The organism is Plantibacter sp. M259 (assembly GCF_006065115.1).
Lineage (GTDB): Bacteria > Actinomycetota > Actinomycetes > Actinomycetales > Microbacteriaceae > Plantibacter > Plantibacter auratus.
This window is the reverse complement of record NZ_CP040750.1, coordinates 2,558,634-2,576,173: the sequence shown is the minus strand read 5'-3', so window position 1 is coordinate 2,576,173 and position 17,540 is coordinate 2,558,634. Positions and strand designations below refer to the sequence as shown.

General features: G+C 69.2%; 20 protein-coding genes. 12 read left to right on the top strand and 8 right to left on the bottom strand.

The features are described from left to right. Window positions 1–49: 49 nt before the first annotated feature. A complete protein-coding gene (locus FGL15_RS12065; RefSeq protein ID WP_138946228.1) occupies window positions 50–544 on the bottom strand; it encodes an FBP domain-containing protein in 495 nt (164 codons plus the stop codon). Window positions 545–871: 327 nt separating this feature from the next. Here FGL15_RS12065 and FGL15_RS12060 point away from each other — a divergent pair, with 327 nt between their 5' ends. Next, window positions 872–2,080, top strand: coding sequence for a cysteine desulfurase-like protein (locus FGL15_RS12060; RefSeq protein ID WP_138946227.1), 1,209 nt, complete (start codon window positions 872–874; stop codon window positions 2,078–2,080). Between the two features lie 64 nt (window positions 2,081–2,144). On the opposite strand, the gene FGL15_RS12055 is transcribed toward FGL15_RS12060, so the two are convergent. Together FGL15_RS12055 and FGL15_RS12050 are read right to left on the bottom strand one after the other, a co-directional pair. Then, on the bottom strand, window positions 2,145–2,426 hold the full coding sequence (locus FGL15_RS12055) for a hypothetical protein (RefSeq protein ID WP_124768530.1): 282 nt from the start codon (window positions 2,424–2,426) through the stop codon (window positions 2,145–2,147). 98 nt (window positions 2,427–2,524) lie between these two features. Continuing rightward, a complete protein-coding gene (locus tag FGL15_RS12050) occupies window positions 2,525–3,007 on the bottom strand; it encodes a MarR family winged helix-turn-helix transcriptional regulator (RefSeq protein ID WP_138946226.1) in 483 nt (160 codons plus the stop codon). A 105-nt stretch (window positions 3,008–3,112) separates the two neighbouring features. On the opposite strand from FGL15_RS12050, the gene FGL15_RS12045 reads away from it, so the two are divergent. Next, complete coding sequence (locus tag FGL15_RS12045; protein WP_138946225.1) at window positions 3,113–3,685, top strand: NADPH-dependent F420 reductase; 573 nt, start codon at window positions 3,113–3,115, stop codon at window positions 3,683–3,685. Between the two features lie 185 nt (window positions 3,686–3,870). Here the strand turns inward: FGL15_RS12045 and FGL15_RS20965 are convergent, their stop codons facing one another. Continuing rightward, the gene (locus tag FGL15_RS20965) at window positions 3,871–4,047 is read right to left on the bottom strand and encodes a hypothetical protein (protein ID WP_240773524.1); all 177 of its coding nucleotides are present in this window, start codon (window positions 4,045–4,047) and stop codon (window positions 3,871–3,873) included. Here FGL15_RS20965 and FGL15_RS12040 point away from each other — a divergent pair. Together FGL15_RS12040 and FGL15_RS12035 are read left to right on the top strand one after the other, a co-directional pair. Further along, complete coding sequence (locus FGL15_RS12040) at window positions 4,036–4,635, top strand: hypothetical protein (RefSeq protein WP_240773523.1); 600 nt, start codon at window positions 4,036–4,038, stop codon at window positions 4,633–4,635. The two genes, FGL15_RS20965 and FGL15_RS12040, sit on opposite strands and share 12 nt — an antisense overlap. 79 nt (window positions 4,636–4,714) lie before the next feature. Further along, window positions 4,715–5,413 carry an IclR family transcriptional regulator gene (locus FGL15_RS12035; protein WP_138946223.1) on the top strand — a complete coding sequence of 233 codons (699 nt, stop codon included), beginning with the start codon at window positions 4,715–4,717 and terminating at the stop codon, window positions 5,411–5,413. 6 nt (window positions 5,414–5,419) lie between these two features. Here the strand turns inward: FGL15_RS12035 and FGL15_RS12030 are convergent, their stop codons facing one another. Continuing rightward, window positions 5,420–6,793 carry an MFS transporter gene (locus tag FGL15_RS12030; protein WP_138946222.1) on the bottom strand — a complete coding sequence of 458 codons (1,374 nt, stop codon included), beginning with the start codon at window positions 6,791–6,793 and terminating at the stop codon, window positions 5,420–5,422. Between the two features lie 157 nt (window positions 6,794–6,950). On the opposite strand from FGL15_RS12030, the gene FGL15_RS12025 reads away from it, so the two are divergent. The 6 genes from FGL15_RS12025 to hpaD are packed head-to-tail and all read left to right on the top strand — an operon-like array spanning window position 6,951 to window position 13,532. Further along, window positions 6,951–7,733, top strand: coding sequence for a 2-keto-4-pentenoate hydratase (locus FGL15_RS12025; protein WP_138946221.1), 783 nt, complete (start codon window positions 6,951–6,953; stop codon window positions 7,731–7,733). Then, window positions 7,718–8,530 carry an HpcH/HpaI aldolase/citrate lyase family protein gene (locus FGL15_RS12020; protein WP_138946220.1) on the top strand — a complete coding sequence of 271 codons (813 nt, stop codon included), beginning with the start codon at window positions 7,718–7,720 and terminating at the stop codon, window positions 8,528–8,530. The genes FGL15_RS12025 and FGL15_RS12020 overlap by 16 nt, the downstream gene beginning before the upstream one ends. Window positions 8,531–8,589: 59 nt before the next feature. Beyond that, a complete protein-coding gene (locus FGL15_RS12015) occupies window positions 8,590–10,086 on the top strand; it encodes a fumarylacetoacetate hydrolase family protein (RefSeq protein ID WP_138946219.1) in 1,497 nt (498 codons plus the stop codon). Beyond that, on the top strand, window positions 10,083–10,829 hold the full coding sequence (locus tag FGL15_RS12010) for a GntR family transcriptional regulator (RefSeq protein WP_138946218.1): 747 nt from the start codon (window positions 10,083–10,085) through the stop codon (window positions 10,827–10,829). Before FGL15_RS12015 ends, FGL15_RS12010 begins: the two co-directional genes overlap by 4 nt. Further along, window positions 10,826–12,340: a 5-carboxymethyl-2-hydroxymuconate semialdehyde dehydrogenase gene (hpaE, locus tag FGL15_RS12005; protein ID WP_138946217.1), complete on the top strand. Its 1,515-nt coding sequence runs from the start codon at window positions 10,826–10,828 to the stop codon at window positions 12,338–12,340. Before FGL15_RS12010 ends, hpaE begins: the two co-directional genes overlap by 4 nt. A gap of 52 nt (window positions 12,341–12,392) precedes the next feature. Beyond that, window positions 12,393–13,532, top strand: coding sequence for a 3,4-dihydroxyphenylacetate 2,3-dioxygenase (gene hpaD / locus FGL15_RS12000; protein WP_138946216.1), 1,140 nt, complete (start codon window positions 12,393–12,395; stop codon window positions 13,530–13,532). Between the two features lie 72 nt (window positions 13,533–13,604). Here hpaD and FGL15_RS11995 read toward each other — a convergent pair whose 3' ends face one another. The 3 genes from FGL15_RS11995 to FGL15_RS11985 all read right to left on the bottom strand — a co-directional run bounded on the left by FGL15_RS11995 (window position 13,605) and on the right by FGL15_RS11985 (window position 15,359). Continuing rightward, a complete protein-coding gene (locus tag FGL15_RS11995) occupies window positions 13,605–14,492 on the bottom strand; it encodes an exonuclease domain-containing protein (RefSeq protein ID WP_168223391.1) in 888 nt (295 codons plus the stop codon). A gap of 64 nt (window positions 14,493–14,556) precedes the next feature. Further along, a complete protein-coding gene (locus FGL15_RS11990; protein WP_168223390.1) occupies window positions 14,557–15,066 on the bottom strand; it encodes an RNA polymerase sigma factor in 510 nt (169 codons plus the stop codon). Window positions 15,067–15,077: 11 nt separating this feature from the next. Beyond that, a complete protein-coding gene (locus FGL15_RS11985) occupies window positions 15,078–15,359 on the bottom strand; it encodes a hypothetical protein (RefSeq protein WP_138946213.1) in 282 nt (93 codons plus the stop codon). Window positions 15,360–15,794: 435 nt separating this feature from the next. Here FGL15_RS11985 and FGL15_RS11980 point away from each other — a divergent pair, with 435 nt between their 5' ends. Both FGL15_RS11980 and FGL15_RS11975 read left to right on the top strand, forming a co-directional pair. Then, window positions 15,795–16,238, top strand: a complete 444-nt coding sequence (locus tag FGL15_RS11980) for an HIT family protein (protein ID WP_138946212.1) — start codon at window positions 15,795–15,797, stop codon at window positions 16,236–16,238. Between the two features lie 86 nt (window positions 16,239–16,324). Beyond that, window positions 16,325–17,536 (top strand): GNAT family N-acetyltransferase, encoded by a 1,212-nt coding sequence (locus FGL15_RS11975; RefSeq protein WP_168223389.1) that lies wholly within the window; start codon window positions 16,325–16,327, stop codon window positions 17,534–17,536. Window positions 17,537–17,540 lie beyond the last annotated feature (4 nt).

The window sequence follows — 17,540 nt, the reverse complement described above, 5'->3', positions numbered from 1 at the left end:
TCTGCGCGAAATCGGGCGGATTTCTTGCAGATCCGGGCGACTCAGCGGGTCAGCCGACGCCGTTCAGGACCGAGGAGGCGAAGGACGCGGCACGGACGCTGAGCGTCGCGATGCGGTCCTGGCGGGCCGCCTCCGCGTCGAAACCGACGTAGGCGAGCGGCGGCAGCTTCCGCACGTTGGCCGAGCACTGGAAGTCGGCGCAGACGAGCGTGCCGACCGTGTCGCCATTCTTGCCGGCCTGTCCGGCCCGCTTCGCGCTGTAGAACACGACGTCGTTGCTGAGCGTGATGTCCTGGCACCACGCGCACTGCGGCCGGGTGCGGGGCATCGCGTCGGCCTGCCGGAGCAGGATGCCGACGGGTTCGCCGTCGACGATCGTGACCACGTACGCGCGTCGCGGCAGCTTCTTGTCGCGCCACCCGAGGAAGTCACGCACCTCGAAGTCGAGCGTGTCGAGGTCGACGGGAAGGCTCACGTCACTGACCTCCTTGCGCGACGCGTTGACGAAGGAGGCTCGGATCTGGGATTCGTTCAGGGGGATCATGGGTTCACCGGTTTCGGCTGGGCCGTCGTGGAGACGGCGGAGAGACCCTCCGCGCGTCGGTGCGCTGCGGTGGGTACGTCAGGGTGCGCGGCCCCGTCGTCGTCGCTCGGACGAGCGCGATGAACGAGGCCGACGTCCTCACCGGGTGGGCGAGGTGGTCGACCGGGTGCGCTGCTCTCTCGGGCCGGCGTTGCGGACGCCGACGACCTCCAGACGCCCGACATGGGGCGGAGCGATGAGCTTGGACACACAGGCACTGTATCAAGCGATGGCGTGCTCGCTCCCCTGGTCCGCACGTTCTGGCTCCCGGCGCGGCAGGATGGACGCATGACCCTCGACGTCGCCCTCCTCCGCACCGCGTTCCCCTCCCTCGACTCCGGCATCGCCCACTTCGACGGCCCCGGCGGCACCCAGACGCCACTCGCCGTCGGCCAGGCCATCCTCGACACCCTCACCGGGCCGCTGTCCAACCGGGGCTCGTCGGTCGCCTCCGAGCGTCGGGCGGACGACGCCGTGACCGCCTTCCGTGCCGCGTGCGCCGACCTGCTCGCCGCCGATCCTCGCGGCATTGTCTACGGGCGCAGCGCGACCCAGCTCACCTACGACTTCTCCAGGCATCTGTCGCGGGGCTGGATCGCCGGCGACGAGATCGTCCTGTCCCGACTCGATCACGACGCGAACGTGCGCCCGTGGGTTCAGGCGGCGGACCGCGCAGGTGCGACCGTGCGCTGGATCGACCTGGACCCGGCGACGGGCGAGCTCGACCTCGCGGACCTCGACGCCCTCGTCACCGAACGGACGAGGCTCGTCGCCGTGACCGCCGCGTCGAACCTCCTCGGCACCATCCCGCCGGTGCGGACGATCGCCGACCGCGCGCACGCGGTCGGCGCGCTCGTCTGGGTCGACGGCGTCCACTACACGGCGCACCACGTCGTCGACGTCGAGGCCCTCGGCGCCGACTTCTTCGTCTGCTCGCCGTACAAGTTCTTCGGGCCGCACTGCTGTGTCCTCGCCGCGTCGCCGGCGCTGCTCGATTCGATCCACCCCGACAAGCTGCTGCCGTCGACGAACGTGGTGCCGGAGCGCTTCGAGTTCGGCACGCTGCCCTACGAGCTCATGGCCGGCGTGACGGCGGCCATCGGCGTGCTCGCATCGATCGACCCCGGTGACGCCACGACGAGGCGCGACCGTCTGGTCGCCTCCTCCGCAGCCGTCCACGAGTGGGAACTCGCGCTGCGCACCCGCATCGAGGACGCCCTCGCGGAGCTCGGCCCGCTCGTCGAACTGCACTCACGGGCCGCCGAGCGCACGGCGACCTTGTTCATGACGTTCCCCGGCAGGCGTGCAGCCGACGCGGCCGCGTTCCTCGCCGCTCGCGACGTCCTCGCACCGGCTGGCTCGTTCTACGCGGTCGAGCCGTTCGCGGCGCTGGGCCTCGAGGACGTCGGCGGCCTCCGCGTCGGCGTCGCCCCGTACACCTCGGACGAGGACGTCGACCGCCTGCTCGACGGCATCAGGGCCTTCCTCGCCGGTTGAACGGCTCGCGAGCGGACCGGCTCGCGAGCTGACCGGTTGGCGAACTGACCAGGCGACAGCGACCTCAGGACCGTTTGCCACTCTCGCGCCGCAGGACGACGAACCCGGCGACCATGACGACCGCCCCGAGGACAAGGGTGATGATCCGGAAGAACCCGAAGTCGTCGACACCGAAGATCAGGGGTCCGGCGAAGAGGAACGTGGCGCCGACGAAGTACCAGACGGAGGTCGTCCCACCGTTCATCGATGTGGGCGGCGGCGTCGATTCGGGCTCCGCCGCGGCGGGACCGTCCTGGGGCACCTCGTCCCCGTGTGGTGCAGGTTCGGGCTGCGTCGATCCGGTCATCATTCGCTCCGATCCGCGTCGCGCTCGGTGGTGTCTGCGACGTCGGGCCTCACGCTACGCACCCCTCGAGCGCCGCGAATCCCCCAGGGTGACGGAGATCAGGCCTCGCTGGCGAACATCCGGCCGTCAGGATCGAGCTTCGTCAGGAGGGCGGCGGAGATCTCACCGAGCTGCTCGATCTGCGCCGGCGTCAGTGCGTCGAGGACCAGGGATCGCACGTGCTCGACGTGGCCCGGTGCGGCCTGGACGACCTTGTCCCAGCCCGCATCGGTGAGCGTCACGTTCGTCGCCCGCCGGTCCTCGGGGCACGGCGTCCGCGCCACGAAGCCGGCCTCCTCCAAGCGCGTCAGCACCCGCGACAAGCGGGGCAGCGTCGCGTTCGTCCGGGCCGCGAGCGCCGAGGTGCGCAGCGTGCGGTCCGGCGTCTCGGACAGCATCGCGAGCGTGAAGTAGTCGAAGTGCGTCAGGTGCTCGTCCCGCGTGAGCTGGAGGTCGAGCGCGGCCGGGAGAAGTTCAAGCACCGCGGCGAAGCGCACCCAGGAGCGTTGCTCGTCCGCACTCAGCCATCGCGTCTCGGTCATGACTCCAGCGTAGCAATAGTTGCGCCTACAACTAACCGGTGTTACGTTAGTTGTACCAACAACCAATCGACCCGTGACCAGGCGGCCACGAGAAGGAGCATCGTCATGACGAACGTCACCATCTTCGGAACCGGCAACATGGGCAGCGCCATCGCCGGTGTCCTCGCAGCAAGCGGCGCGTCCGTCGACCACCTCGGGTCGGCCGAGACCGGCACGATCACCGGCGACATCGTCGTCCTTGCGGTCCCCTACCCGGCCCTCGCGACGATCGTCGAGCAGTACGCCGACCAACTCGCGGGCAAGGTCGTCGTCGACATCACCAACCCCCTCGACTTCTCGACCTTCGACGCCCTCACCGTCCCCGCCGGCAGCTCGGCTGCAGCGGAACTGCAGGCGAAGCTCCCGAGCTCCCACGTCCTCAAGGCCTTCAACACGAACTTCGCCGCGACCCTCGCATCGAAGCAGGTCGGCGACGCGGCCACCACGGTCCTCATCGCCGGTGACGACGCCGACGCCAAGGCCACACTCCAGCAGCTCGTGACCGCCGGTGGCCTCGAGGCCGTCGACGCCGGATCCCTCAAGCGCGCTCACGAACTCGAGGCGATCGGCTTCCTGCAGCTCACGCTGGCGGCGTCGGAGAAGATCTCCTGGACCGCCGGGTTCGCGCTCGTCAAGTAGTCGTCGGATCGTGATCCGGGAGGAACGATCCTCCCGGATCACGACGGACTGGAGGACGATGGGCGCATGACCTTCCGCGCCCTCGCCCCGGCCAGCGTTCCAGCGTCCTGCTCGGCGGGCCGTACGATGATGCGCCCGTCCTCCTCTTCGAGACCGACGAGCTCCTCGTCGAAGCGCCGAACTGGTCAGTCGACGGCCGGACGCTGTACCTCAACGGCAACGGGCGGCTCTGGGCGCTCGCGGTCGACGACCCGACCGCAGGGCTCACGCCGATCGAGTTCCACGGCCTCCCGGAGCTCAACAACGATCACGTCCTCGACCCCGACGGCGAGCACATCCTCCTCTCGGCGATGGACGGTCACATCTACCGCGGCGCGCTCACCGGCGGGCCGGTCACGAAGCTCACGGCCGACGACGACCGGTGGCACTTCCTCCACGGCGTCTCCCCGGACGGCACGCGGATCGCGTACGTCGAGCTCGAAGGCTTCGAGCACCCCGGTCGACTCGCGATCGCTCCGGCGGTCGAGGGCGGCGGTCCCGTCACCGTCCTCGACACGGGCGATGGCCACCTCGACGGCCCGGAGTGGTCGCCCGACGGCCGGTGGCTGCTCTGCAACACGGAACACTTCGGCACGGCCCCCGGCCATGCGCAGCTCGCACGGATCCCCGACGGCGGCGGCGAGCTCGAACAGCTCGTCAAGAGCGACAGCGTCGACTGGTTCCCGCACCTCTCGCCCGACGCCCGACTGGCCTCGTACATCGCCTTCCCTGCCGGCACGATCGGACACCCCGCCGACCTCGACGTCGAGGTCCGGCTCGTCTCGACCGACGACTGGGCGACCCCGCTCCGCCGCTACCCGCTGTTCGGCGGGCAGGGCACCCTCAACGTGAACAGCTGGGCACCCGACAGCTCTCGGTTCGCCTTCGTCGCCTACCCGATCACCCATTGAGTCGCCCGACGCTGCACGGTTTCGACGAAGAATCGCACCGATCCGGGCGACTCAGGGGGCTCGTCGATAGGGTCGAGTCGTGACCGATGCCAGCAGCGCCCACTCCCAGACGCTCTCGCGCGGCATCCGGATCCTCGAGGTCCTGGCCGACGCGCGCACCCCGCTCACGATCGACGCCCTGAGCGCGACACTCGGGCTGCACCGCAGCGTCACCTACCGGCTGCTGCGGACGCTCGAAGACCACCGCCTGGTCGTCCGCGACGGTGCGGGACGGATCGCACTCGGATCGCGCCTGGCGGCCCTCGCCGCCGGCGTCTCCCACGATCTGCAGGCCGCCGCCCTGCCCGAGCTGACGGCCATCGCGAACGAGCTCGGCATGACCTGCTTCATCACCGTGCTGGACGGCGATGAGATCGTCACCCTCGTCAGCGTCGAGCCACGGCACACGATGGGGTCGATCGCGCAGCGGCCCGGAACCCGGCACCCGGTCGGCGTCGGCGCTCCTGGCAAGGCGATCGCGTCCCGGCTGCCTGCGTCGCAGTGGCCGGACGCCCTCGACGACGACCACCGCGCCGAGCTGACGGTGGTCCGTGAACAGGGCTGGGCGTCGAGCCACGACGAGGTCATCACCGGCCTCCGCGCCGTCGCCGTACCGCTCGCCGCGCACGGCTCGCCGGCAGCCGCCCTCGCGGTCGTCTACGTCTCCAGCAGCCGCCCCGAAACCGAGATCGCGTCCCGCCTCATCGAGGGGGCCGCGACCATCGCGTCGTCCGTCTGACCGCGGCTACCTCCGCGCGCCGTAGACCTGACCACGGCTCTGCTCGTCCTCCGCCTCGCCACCGAGCGGGATGCCCGTGCGGTCACGCAGGAGGAGGGTCGCCGCGAAGGCGATGACGATCATGCCGGCGATGTAGAACGCGACACTCGTCGACGACCCCGTGACCTGCACCAGCCAGGTCGCGATCGTCGGAGCGAACGCGCCGCCGAGGATGGCGCCGATCGCGTAGGTGACCGACACACCCGTGTACCGGATCGAGGCTGGGAACAGCTCGGCGAAGTACGCCGCCTGCGGCCCGTAGGTGAAGCCGTTGCCGATCGTGAACAGCGCGAGCCCGAGGAACAACAACCACGGGTTGCCGGTGTTCACGAGCGGGAAGAGCACGAAGACGGTGGCCAGGAACGCGACCCAGCCGATGATGTAGGTGTTGCGTCGACCGATCCGGTCGGAGAGCGAGCCCGCGAACCACGTGACGATGAGCCAGACGATGGCCGACCCGGTCACCGCGAGCAGGACCGGTGTCCGCTCCATACCCACGAGGCCTCCGTCGGCGAGCGGCGTCGTCGCGTAGTTCTGGATGTAGCCGCCCGTGGTCATGTAGCCGGCGGCGTTGTTGCCGGCGAAGGTGAGCGCCGCGAGCAGCACGAGCAACCAGTGGTGGCGGAACAGCTCGACGATCGGGACCCGGCGACGCTCCTTGTTCCGGGCGAGGGCCACGAAGACCGGGCTCTCGTCGACCTTCCGGCGCACGACGTATCCGACGATGATCAGGACGAAGCTCAGCAGGAACGGGATCCGCCAGCCCCACTCGAGGAACGCCGCGCCGGGCGAGATCACGCCCGTCATGAGGGCGAGCATGCCCGAGGCGAGGAGCAGTCCGATCGGGACGCCGATCTGCGGGAACGCACCGAACCGGCCCCGGCGGCCGGTGGGAGCGTGCTCGACCGCCATGAGGACGGCGCCGCCCCACTCCCCACCGGTCGACAACCCCTGCAGGATGCGGAGGAACACGAGCAGTGCCGGGGCGATGATCCCGATCTGGTCGTACGTCGGCAGCAGACCGATGAGCGTCGTGGCGGCGCCCATGAGGAAGAGGGTGATGACGAGCATCTTCTTCCGGCCGATGCGGTCGCCGAAGTGCCCGGCGACGAACGCGCCGAGCGGCCGGAACAGGAAGCTCACACCGACGGTCGCGAACGACAGCAACAGCGCGGCCTGCGGTCCTGCCGGTTGGAAGAAGAGCTGCGAGAAGACGAGTCCAGCGGCGCTCGCGTAGAGGAAGAAGTCGTACCACTCGACCGTGGTGCCGATGACGGTGGCGAAGGCCACGCGCCGGAGTTCCGCGGGCGTCGTCGCTCGCGCCAGAGATGCGGTTGTCATTGTCTCGAGACCCCTTTGTCCGTCGCGGCCCGTCATTGGACCGCCAGAATGTACACCACATCGTATACAATCGTGGTCACCGCGCAAGAGGCAGTCGATGACGACGCACCGTATCGTGATCGCAAGCCGCAGTCGATGCAGATGAGGACGGGACGCGATGCAGGATCACGAACGACAGGCGATCGCCGACGAGTTGGCGGCGGCGCACAAGGAGCGGAGCGTCATCCCCCTCCTCACCGCCCGGCACCCCGACATGACCATCGAGGACTCCTACGCCGTGCAGGCGCTGTGGGCCGAACGCCGCATCGCCGCCGGTCGGCGCGTCGTCGGTCACAAGATCGGCCTCACCTCGAAGGCGATGCAGCAGGCCACCGGGATCACCGAACCCGACTACGGCGTCATCCTCGACGACCAGGTCTTCGATTCGGGTGCGACGCTCGACTTCGACGCCTTCTCCAACGTCCGCGTGGAGGTCGAGCTGGCCTTCGTCCTCGGCCGACCGTTGCAGGGTCCGCACTGCACGATCTTCGAGGTGCTCGACGCGACCGACCACATCGTGCCCGCGCTCGAGGTCCTCAACTCGCACATCGAACTCGACGGTCGCACGATCGTCGACACCATCGCCGACAACGCGGCGCTCGGCGCCATGGTGCTCGGCGGAACGCCCGTCCGCCCCGACGCGATCGACCCGCGCTGGGTCTCGGCCCTGCTCTACCGCAACCAGACCATCGAGGAGTCGGGCGTCGCCGGCGCCGTCCTCGGGCACCCGGCACTCGGCGTCGCGTGGCTCGCGAACAAGCTCGCCCAGCACGGCGGGAGCCTCGCCGCCGGGGAGATCATCCTGTCGGGCTCGTTCACGAGACCGATGTGGGTCGAGCGGGGCGACACCGTCCACGCCGAATATCAGGGACTGGGAGCCGTGACATGCCGATTCGAATGACCCTGCCGCCGACCTTCGGCGAGCGCCTGCGCACCGCGGACCGTCCCCTCGTCGGGATGTGGGTGGTGTCTGGCAGCCCGATCGCGGCGGAGATCGCGGCGGGCAGCGGGCTCGACCTGCTCCTCATCGACGGCGAACACTCGGCGAACACCCTGGAGAGCATCCAGCTGCAGCTGCAGGTGGTTGCCGCATTCCCGGTGTGTCCGCTGGTGCGGGTGCCGTTCGGCGACGCGGTCGTCATCAAGCAGGTGCTCGACCTCGGGGCACAGAACCTCATCGTGCCCATGGTGTCGTCGGCCGAGGAGGCGGTGGCACTCGTCCAGGCCGTGCGGTACCCGCCGCAGGGCGTCCGCGGGGTCGGTAGCGCGCTCGCGAGGTCCTCCCGCTGGAACCGGGTCGACGACTACCTCGCGCAGGCGAACGATTCGGTGTCGCTCACGGTGCAGATCGAGTCGGCGGAGGCCGTGGAGCAGGCGGACGAGATCCTCGCGGTCGACGGCGTGGACGCGGTGTTCGTCGGTCCGGCCGACCTCTCAGCGTCGCTCGGACTGCTCGGCCAGCAGGGGCACCCCACCGTGGTCAGTGCTGTCGAGCGGGTGCTCGATGCCGCCGCCGCCGCGGGGAAGCCGGCCGGCGTGAACGCCTTCGACCCCGTCATGGCCGAGCACTACCTCGACCACGGGGCGTCCTTCGTCCTCGTCGGTGCGGACGTGTCACTCCTCGCCCGCGCATCCGAGCAGTTGGCGGAGCGCTTCATCGACGGCCGGAGCGACGCGACCCGCAGCGACGGGTACTGACCCTTTCCGACCGCGTCCAGATCGTATACGATTCTGGATACCAACAACGAGGACGTGTGATGAGCAGCCACCAGGGCATCGAAGGCCTCCCCAACAGCGGGGGCGGCAAGATCATCGCCGTCCACCTCAACTACCCGTCACGGGCCGCCCAGCGCGGCCGCACGCCGGAGCACCCCTCGTACTTCCTCAAGCCGTGGTCCTCCGTCTCTGGCACGGGCGGCACCGTCGAGCGCCCGGCCGGCGCGGAACTGCTGGCCTTCGAGGGCGAGATCGCGATCATCATCGGGTCCGCGGCCCGCCGCGTCCGCGTCAAGGACGCCTGGCAGCACGTCTCGGGCGTCACCGCGGCGAACGACTTCGGACTCTACGACCTCCGCAGTGCCGACAAGGGGTCGAACGTGCGCTCGAAGGGCGGCGACGGCTACACGCCCCTCGGCCCGTCCGTCATCCCCGTCGAGCAGATCGATCCGGCCGCCCTCCGCGTGCGCACCTGGGTCAACGGTGTCGTGGCCCAGGACGACACGAGCGACACGCTGCTCTTCCCCTTCGCCCAACTCATCGCCGACCTCTCGCAGCTCTCGACGCTCGAGCCCGGCGACGTCATCCTGACCGGGACACCCGCCGGCTCCTCCGTCGTCGTGCCCGGCGACGTCGTCGAGGTCGAGGTCGACGCACCGACCGCACCCGGCACCCCGACCAGCGGTCGACTCGTGACGACGGTCGTCGAGGGCACCGAACCCTTCGGCGGGTTCGGCGCCAAGCCGGCCGTCGACGACCATCAGCGGATCGAGGCCTGGGGGGACGCTGCGGCGGCGGGTCTGCCCGCACCGGCTGAGCCTCCCACCGCTGCATCGCCCGCCGAACCGCTCGACCCCGCGGTCGCCGAGCATCTCGCCTCGGTCTCGACGGCGACGCTCAGCGCCAAGCTCCGGGCCCGCGGGTACACCGAGGTCTTCATCGAGGGCGTCCAAGCCTCGCGACCGGGCACGCGCATGGTCGGCGTGGCCCGCACCCTCCGCTTCGTCGCCTACCGGCCCGACCTCTTCGCCGAGCGCGGCAACGGCTTCAACGCGCAGAAGCGCATCTTCGACACCGTCGAGTCCGGCGAGGTCATCGTGATCGAGGCACGCGGCGAGCGCGGCACGGGCACCGTCGGCGACGTCCTCGCGCTTCGGGCACAGCAGCGGGGAGCGGCCGGGGTCGTCACCGACGGCGGCATCCGCGATGCCGAGCAGGTCGCGGCGTTCGACCTGCCGACCTTCTCGCAGGGTCCGCATCCGTCCGTCCTCGGGCGCCGCCATGTGCCGTGGGAGACCGATGTCGCGATCACCTGCGGCGGAGCGACGGTCCTGCCCGGCGACGTGATCGTCGGGGACGGCGACGGCGTCATCGCGATCCCCCGGGCGCTCGCCGCCGAGGTCGCCGCGGAGGCGGTCGTGCAGGAGGCGGAGGACGCGTGGATCGCCGAGCAGGTCCGTGGCGGTGCCGCCGTCGACGGCCTCTTTCCGCTGAACGCCGAGTGGCGGGCGCGATACGAGAGCGAGCAGGGACGATGAGCGGACCGCACCCGACCACCGGGCAGGAGGCGTCGCTCAGCAAGTCCGAGCGCGCCTACCGGTTCATCCGCGAGGCCATCGACGAGGGTCGCTTCGTCCCCGGGTACCGGCTGGTGCTCGGCCAGATCGCCGGTGAGCTCGACATCAGCGTCGTCCCGGTGCGCGAGGCGATCCGGCGGCTGGAGGCCGAGGGGCTCGTGACGTTCGAGCGCAACGTCGGCGCGCAGGTCGCGATGCTGCACGAGACCGAGTACCTCTTCACGATGCAGACGCTCGCCCTCGTCGAGGGAGCAGCGACCTCGATGAGCGCCGCTTACCTCACCGACGACCATCTGGCCCGCGCCGGCGAGATCAACGAGCGGATGCGCCGCACCCTCGACGACTTCGACCCGCACGCGTTCACGGCGCTGAACCTGGAGTTCCACACCGTCCTCTTCGAGGAGTGCCCGAACCCGCACGTCCTCGACCTCGTCCACCGCGGCTGGCGACGGCTGAACGCGCTCCGCGATTCGACGTTCAGCTTCGTGCCCGGCCGTGCACGGGAGTCGGTCGCCGAACACGACGGCATCCTCGAACTCATCGCCGCCGGCGCGCAGCCGCTCGAGATCGAGATCGCCGCCCGCGACCACCGCACCGCGACGCTCGACGCCATGCTCGCGTACCAGGCGGAGCACCAGCCGCCCACGACGGCCCGCCCGCCGTCGTCACCGCCGTCCACCACCGACCGGAGGAACCACTCATGACCCAGCACGTTCCGGCAGCGTTGCCCGACCGTATCCGGCACTACATCGACGGCGCGTTCGTCGACTCGGTCGACGGCGACACCTTCGACGTCCTCGACCCGGTGTCGAACGAGACCTACGTCCAGGCCGCCGCCGGCAAGCAGGCAGACATCGACCTCGCCGTCGCCGCAGCGAAGCGCGCATTCGACGAGGGTCCGTGGCCGCGGCTCCTCCCGCGCGAACGCAGCCGGATCCTGCACCGGGTCGCCGACGCCGTCGAAGCGCAGGACGCCCGCCTCGCGGAGCTGGAGAGCTTCGACACCGGACTGCCGATCACGCAGGCGCTCGGTCAGGCGAAGCGGGCCGCTGAGAACTTCCGGTTCTTCGCCGACCTGATCGTCGCCCAGCACGACGACACCTACAAGGTGCCCGGGCGGCAGCTCAACTACGTCAACCGCAAGCCCATCGGTGTCGCGGGGCTCATCACGCCGTGGAACACGCCGTTCATGCTCGAGAGCTGGAAGCTCGCTCCGGCCCTCGCGACCGGCAACACGGTCGTCCTGAAGCCGGCGGAGTTCACCCCGCTCTCGGCAAGCCTGTGGGCAGACATCTTCCGCGACGCCGGCGTGCCCGACGGCGTGTTCAACCTCGTGAACGGACTCGGTGAGGACGCCGGCGACGCCCTCGTGAAGCACCCGGACGTGCCGCTCATCTCGTTCACCGGCGAGAGCAGCACCGGTCAGCTCATCTTTGCGAACGCCGCGCCGTTCCTGAAGGGACTCTCGATGGAGCTCGGCGGCAAGTCACCGGCCGTCGTGTTCGCCGACGCCGACCTCGACGACGCCCTCGACGCGACGGTGTTCGGGGTGTTCTCGTTGAACGGTGAGCGCTGCACCGCCGGCAGCCGCATCCTCGTCGAGCGGAGTGTCTACGACGACTTCGTCGAGCGCTACGCCGAGCGGGCCCGCAACATCGTCGTCGGTCATCCGAACGACCCGGCCACCGAGGTCGGCGCGCTCGTGCACCCGGAGCACTACGAGAAGGTCATGGGCTACGTCGAGATCGGTAAGACCGAGGGCCGCCTCGTCGCCGGTGGCGGTCGCCCCGAGGGGTTCCCGACCGGCAACTACGTCGCGCCGACGGTCTTCGCCGACGTCCCGCCGAGCGCCCGCATCTTCCAGGAGGAGATCTTCGGGCCGGTCGTGGCCATCACCCCGTTCGACTCCGACGCGGAGGCGCTCGCGCTCGCGAACGACACGAAGTACGGGCTCGCCGCGTACATCTGGACGAACGACCTCAAGCGGGCCCACTCCTTCTCCCAGAACGTGCAGGCCGGGATGGTGTGGCTGAACTCGAACAACGTGCGCGACCTCCGCACGCCGTTCGGCGGGGTGAAGGCCTCGGGGCTCGGGCACGAGGGCGGCTACCGCTCGATCGACTTCTACACCGACCAGCAGGCGGTGCACATCACGCTGAACCAGGCGCATTCCCCACGCTTCGGGACCGGCGGGCCGCTGCAGGCCGCGCACTGACCGCTCCCGGTCGACCTCCACCCAGCAACCGAGATCAGCAAGGACGCAGATCATGTCGAACCCCATCACCCCGTCGTCGGCCGAGCCCGTCGTGACCGCCGCCGACCCGATCCCCGTGCCGGTGAACCGCATCCCGACGCCCGCCGCCACCCCGCCCGACATCCTCCGCTGCGCGTACATGGAGATCGTCGTCACGGATCTCGCCGCGAGCCGGAAATTCTACGTCGACGTCCTCGACCTCGTGGTCACGGAGGAGGACGAGACGACCGTCTACCTGCGGAGCTTCGAGGAGTTCATCCACCACAACCTCGTGCTGCGGCAGGGGCCGGTCGCAGCGGTCGCGGCGTTCAGCTACCGGGTGCGGAGCCCCGAGGACCTCGACCGCGCGGTCGCCTTCTACACGGAGCTCGGGTGCCGGGTGGAGCGTCGTGCCGAAGGATACGTGAAAGGCATTGGCGACTCGGTGCGCGTCGAGGATCCGCTCGGGTTCCCCGTCGAGTTCTTCTACGACGTGGAGCACGTCGAGCGGTTGGCCTGGCGCTACGACCTGTACACACCGGGCGCGCTCGTGCGGCTCGACCACTTCAACCAGGTCACGCCCGACGTGCCGCGCGCGGTCGCGTACATGGAGGACCTCGGGTTCCGTGTCACGGAGGACATCCAGGACGAGGCCGGGACGACGTACGCGGCCTGGATGCGCCGGAAGCCGACGGTGCACGACACCGCGATGACGGGTGGCGACGGACCGCGCATGCACCACGTGGCGTTCGCGACGCACGAGAAGCACAACATCATCGCGATCTGCGACAAGCTCGGCGCGCTGCGGATGTCGGACGTCATCGAGCGCGGCCCCGGCCGGCACGGCGTCTCGAACGCGTTCTACCTGTACATCCGCGACCCCGACGGCCACCGGATCGAGATCTACACCCAGGACTACTACACGGGCGACCCCGACAACCCGGTGGTCACGTGGGACGTGCACGACAACCAGCGGCGCGACTGGTGGGGCAACGCCGTCGTGCCGAGTTGGTACACGGACGCGTCGCTCGTGCTCGACCTCGACGGCGAGCCGAAGCCGGTGGTCTCCAGGACCGACGACTCCGAGCTCGAGGTCACCATCGGTGCCGACGGCTTCTCCTACACCCGCAAGGGCGACGAGGCCCAGGGCTTCAAGCTCGGCAACACGCTCTAGGCCTCAGTTCATTCGCCCATCTTTGGGCGACGCTGTGTTCGCTCGCCCGAACATGGGCGAATGAACACGTCCTCAGACGCTCAGGATCTCGAGGAACGTCTGCTCGGTGACGATCTCCACGGACTGACCGCCGGCTGCCAGCTCCTGTGCCCGTTGGATCTTCGTGCTGAGCTTCGTCCCGGGACGAAGCGTCGCCGGATCGAAGCCGCCCATGACGACCAGAGACGTCTTCTTCGTCACGTTTGCGGAGACGGTCGCCCCGAACGATGCCACGATCTTCTGCGCTTCCGGCCTGGTGTAGCTGTCGAGGTCACCCGAGAAGCAGACAACCTCGCCGAAGAGCGGATGACCCGGATCCGCCTCGAGGCTGGCTTGGGGCAAGTCGGCCTGTTTCGTGTACGAACGGGCCGCTCTGGTGCGTGGGCGCGTCGGGATGGAGGACCACAGCTCCTCGAGCGAACTCGCACCGCGTTCCTCCGCGATGCGCAGCGTGATGAGTGCACACGCGAGCGAGTCGGCGCCGGCCTCGTGGTGGTCGAAGTCCGGCAACCCGAAGTGGGCGACGACGAGGGGCAGCCGGTGACTGGGCAACTGACAGTGGTGCCTGACGACGGCGAGCGCATCGAGGAAGTCGAATCCGCTGGGAGTGCTGCCCGTGAGCGTGTTGGCCGCGTTGTAGACGCCCTTGTCGAACGGGCTGTATGCGACCAGCGGCACTCCGGCCGTCACCCCGGCGATGCGTTGCAGCGTCTCAGTCCACGACGGCGCCGATGCCACGTGGGCGGGTCCGATGCCGTGCAGGTAGGTGTTCGTGAAGTCGAAGCCGGTCGGCGGTCGCACGAACCAGGAGTCGGTTGCGACCACTCGATCGTCGACGACTTTGGTCAGGCCGACCGCGCAGACGGATGCGCGATCGAAGTTGGCGGTCTCGAAGTCGATGGCGACGAAGTTCAGGGGCACCTCCCGATTCTCAGGCGCTCGACCGACTCTGCGGAAGCGGGATGACCCCATATCCGTCTGACGATCACGTGGTGAAGCTGCCCCGGCCAGCGCCGTGCGTCGAGGGGTCACCTGCGAGGAGTGCGCGCACCGCAAAGCGTGCTCCGACGAGGCGCGAGCGAACGGCCGAGGCTGAGATGCCGAGCATCTCCCCGGCCTCGATCGAACTGAACCCATCCCAGTAGGTCAGTCTGATGAGTTCCGCCTGCTCTTCAGGCAAGCTGGCGATCGCGTCGCGCACCGCGGATGCCTCGTCGGGCGCCGTCCTATCGGTCAGTGTCGCGTCGATCAACAGCTGTGTGGCGGCCGTTCGTCTGGCTCCAGCCCGCCGTGTCGATCGCAAGACGTTGCGGGCGATCCCGAACAACCACATCCGAGCCTGCTCGTGATCGACGGGCATCTTGCGACGCTGCTTCCACGCAACGAGGAGTACCTCCGAGAAGGCATCAGCTGCGTCCTCCCGGTCGACGAGGCGTCGCTGCAGATAGCGAAGGAGATCGGCATCGTTGGCGGCCAGCCGCTGCTCGACCTCCACATTCGTCAACCTCATTCGCCGGCTCCACAACGCTCGCGAATGTAGACGCTCACCGGCACAGGATCTGTCGGAAAGCCCTGCTCCCGGAGGCCTTCGAACACGGTCTCCGCAACCACCGCATCAAGCGCTTCTCGCCGGAGCTGACTCGGGCCGATAGCGCGAGGCCCATCGCCCGTAGCATCGGCGTTCTCGGCGACGATGCGACGCTCGGCGGCCGAGGTGTCCAGGTCATCGAGCGAGATACCGGAGGCGATCTCCCGCGCGGCGATCATGATCGGTGCGTCGTCAGCCACTCCTTCGGGTTCGACCCGCACGCCGGCGTAACACGAGGCTCCTCGATCGTCCACTCGCGCGAAGGTGTTCTCGGCGGTCCACCCCCACGGCGTGACCAGATCGGATCCAGCGGTGGCAGCTCCCCCACCGGCGAGTAGGACGATCACCACGGAACTGCCGACGAACCAGTTCCGCCGACGCATGGTCCTCGCGCGCGATCCAGCAGTCACGATGCGTCGACGGTGGTCGGCCAGCGCCAAGGGCACCCGGGTGGGCGGACCGCTCTCGCGGAGCAGTTCGGTCAGCTGGTCATCGTCCATGTCGTCCCTCGCAGTCTGTCGGTGCGTCTGGTCTGTACATGACCGCAACGCGCCGAAGTGTCCACACAGCAACGGGTCAATCGCCGACCGCGGACACACGTCCGTGAGAAGTCACGATCGGTTAGGGTCAGCTCCATGAACGCGGACGACGCTTGTGACTTCTGCACGAACATCACGGAGGGCACGTTCGACGTGGTCGCTCGGGGAACCGGTGTCATCGCTGTCCTCGACCGCCACCCGATCAATCGTGGCCATGTGCTCGTCCTGCCGACACGTCACGCGGCGGATCTCGCGGCGCTGCATCAGGAGGAGATTACCGAGATGGCTGTCGTCGCGCAGCGCGCGGATCGAGCGATTCGGAAGATCTTCGGAGAAGCCGTCGAAGGGACGAATCTGCTGATGTCGAACGGCGCGGCTGCGGACCAGGGCATCCCCCACGCCCACCTCCACGTCATTCCGCGTGCCACCGGCGACGGCTATGAGTTCCGCGAGGACGCGAGCCGTTATCCACTCGTCCCACTGGACGCAGCTGAACGCGCCGCCCTGAGCACGGAACTCCGGGCTGACGCACTGAGTTGAGTCGAACGGTCGCACGCTCGCCGCTCATGCGACGATCTGCCTCACTTCGCGGGCTCGATGCCCAACCACTTCCCTATGCTGGCTGGATGATGAGCCCGGTCGGCTACACCTCGTTCACCGGATCTGCACCCGACGGCGTGTGGGGTGAGGTCACGCAGCTGTTCGTCGCGGCGTTCACCGCCGAGCCGTACAACGAGGACGCGATCGACCTCGCGACCATCCGACAGTGGGGCCCGGAGCATCTCGGCCACCGTGGCGGACGCCTCGTCATCGCCACGGTCAACGGCCGGATCGTGGGCTTCGCGCTCGCCCACGGCCTCGATGCCGACCCGGCCTGGCTCGGCATCCTGGCGCAGCTGGCCGACTCCAGCAGTACGGCATCGGCTGCGCTCGAGCGGCCGGCGGACGCCGTCGTGGTCCACGAACTCGCCGTCGCGGAGGACCAGCGCGGACGTGGGATCGCCCGCGGCTGCCTGGCCGCGCTGCTGCAGGACCGGACGGAGACACAGACCTTCATCGGTGTCTACGAGCGCGCGACCGAGGCGGCAGCGATCTACCGCAGTTGGGGACTCAGCGAGCTCGGTCGCGTACCGATGCCAGGCGACGCGATCGCCCTTCGCGTCCTGACCGCACCCACAATCGAGCTGGTTTCGCGCCTGCGACCCACCAACCCCGAGTCAGCACGGATGACCCGGCGGACGCTCTGGCTCAGCCCCTGGGAGTGGGACTGCTGCGGCGGGCCGTTGGAAACCGGCCAACGGGTGACCTTCTCGGTCTGGCCCGTCGACGATGGACAGCGGACCTGGCTGACCGAGGCGATCGGTGCGGACCTCACCGCTCACATCGACGGTGTTGAGATGCACCACGAGGAGAATCCCGCGCCGGAGCGCCTGACAGGCAGGCTGGCGAAGCTGTCGAGGGTTTCGATCCCCTCGCGCCTCATCCACACCAAGCGACCACCGCTACCGCCCGGAGTCTCTTCCACCCCGGCTCGCTTCTTCGGCCCGCCAGACAGCCCATGGTTCGCGGAGATGCGACCCTCCGCGTACGTCACCCACCACGAGACCGTCCCCGGCCCGCCCGTCGTCGAGGAGACACCGCGGATCCCACTCACGCGCGGCATCGATCACCCCGACGCCCAGGCAGGGGCAGAGGCAGCGGCGGCCGCGGCACGCGCAGCGGCGCAGGCGGCAGAGGCTGCCGCTCGAGCGGCGCAGACGACGGACCCGCCACCACCGGGCGAGGTCGAACCACGACTTGTCGGCTACCTCGTCGAGCTCGAACTGGACGCCGACTGAGCCG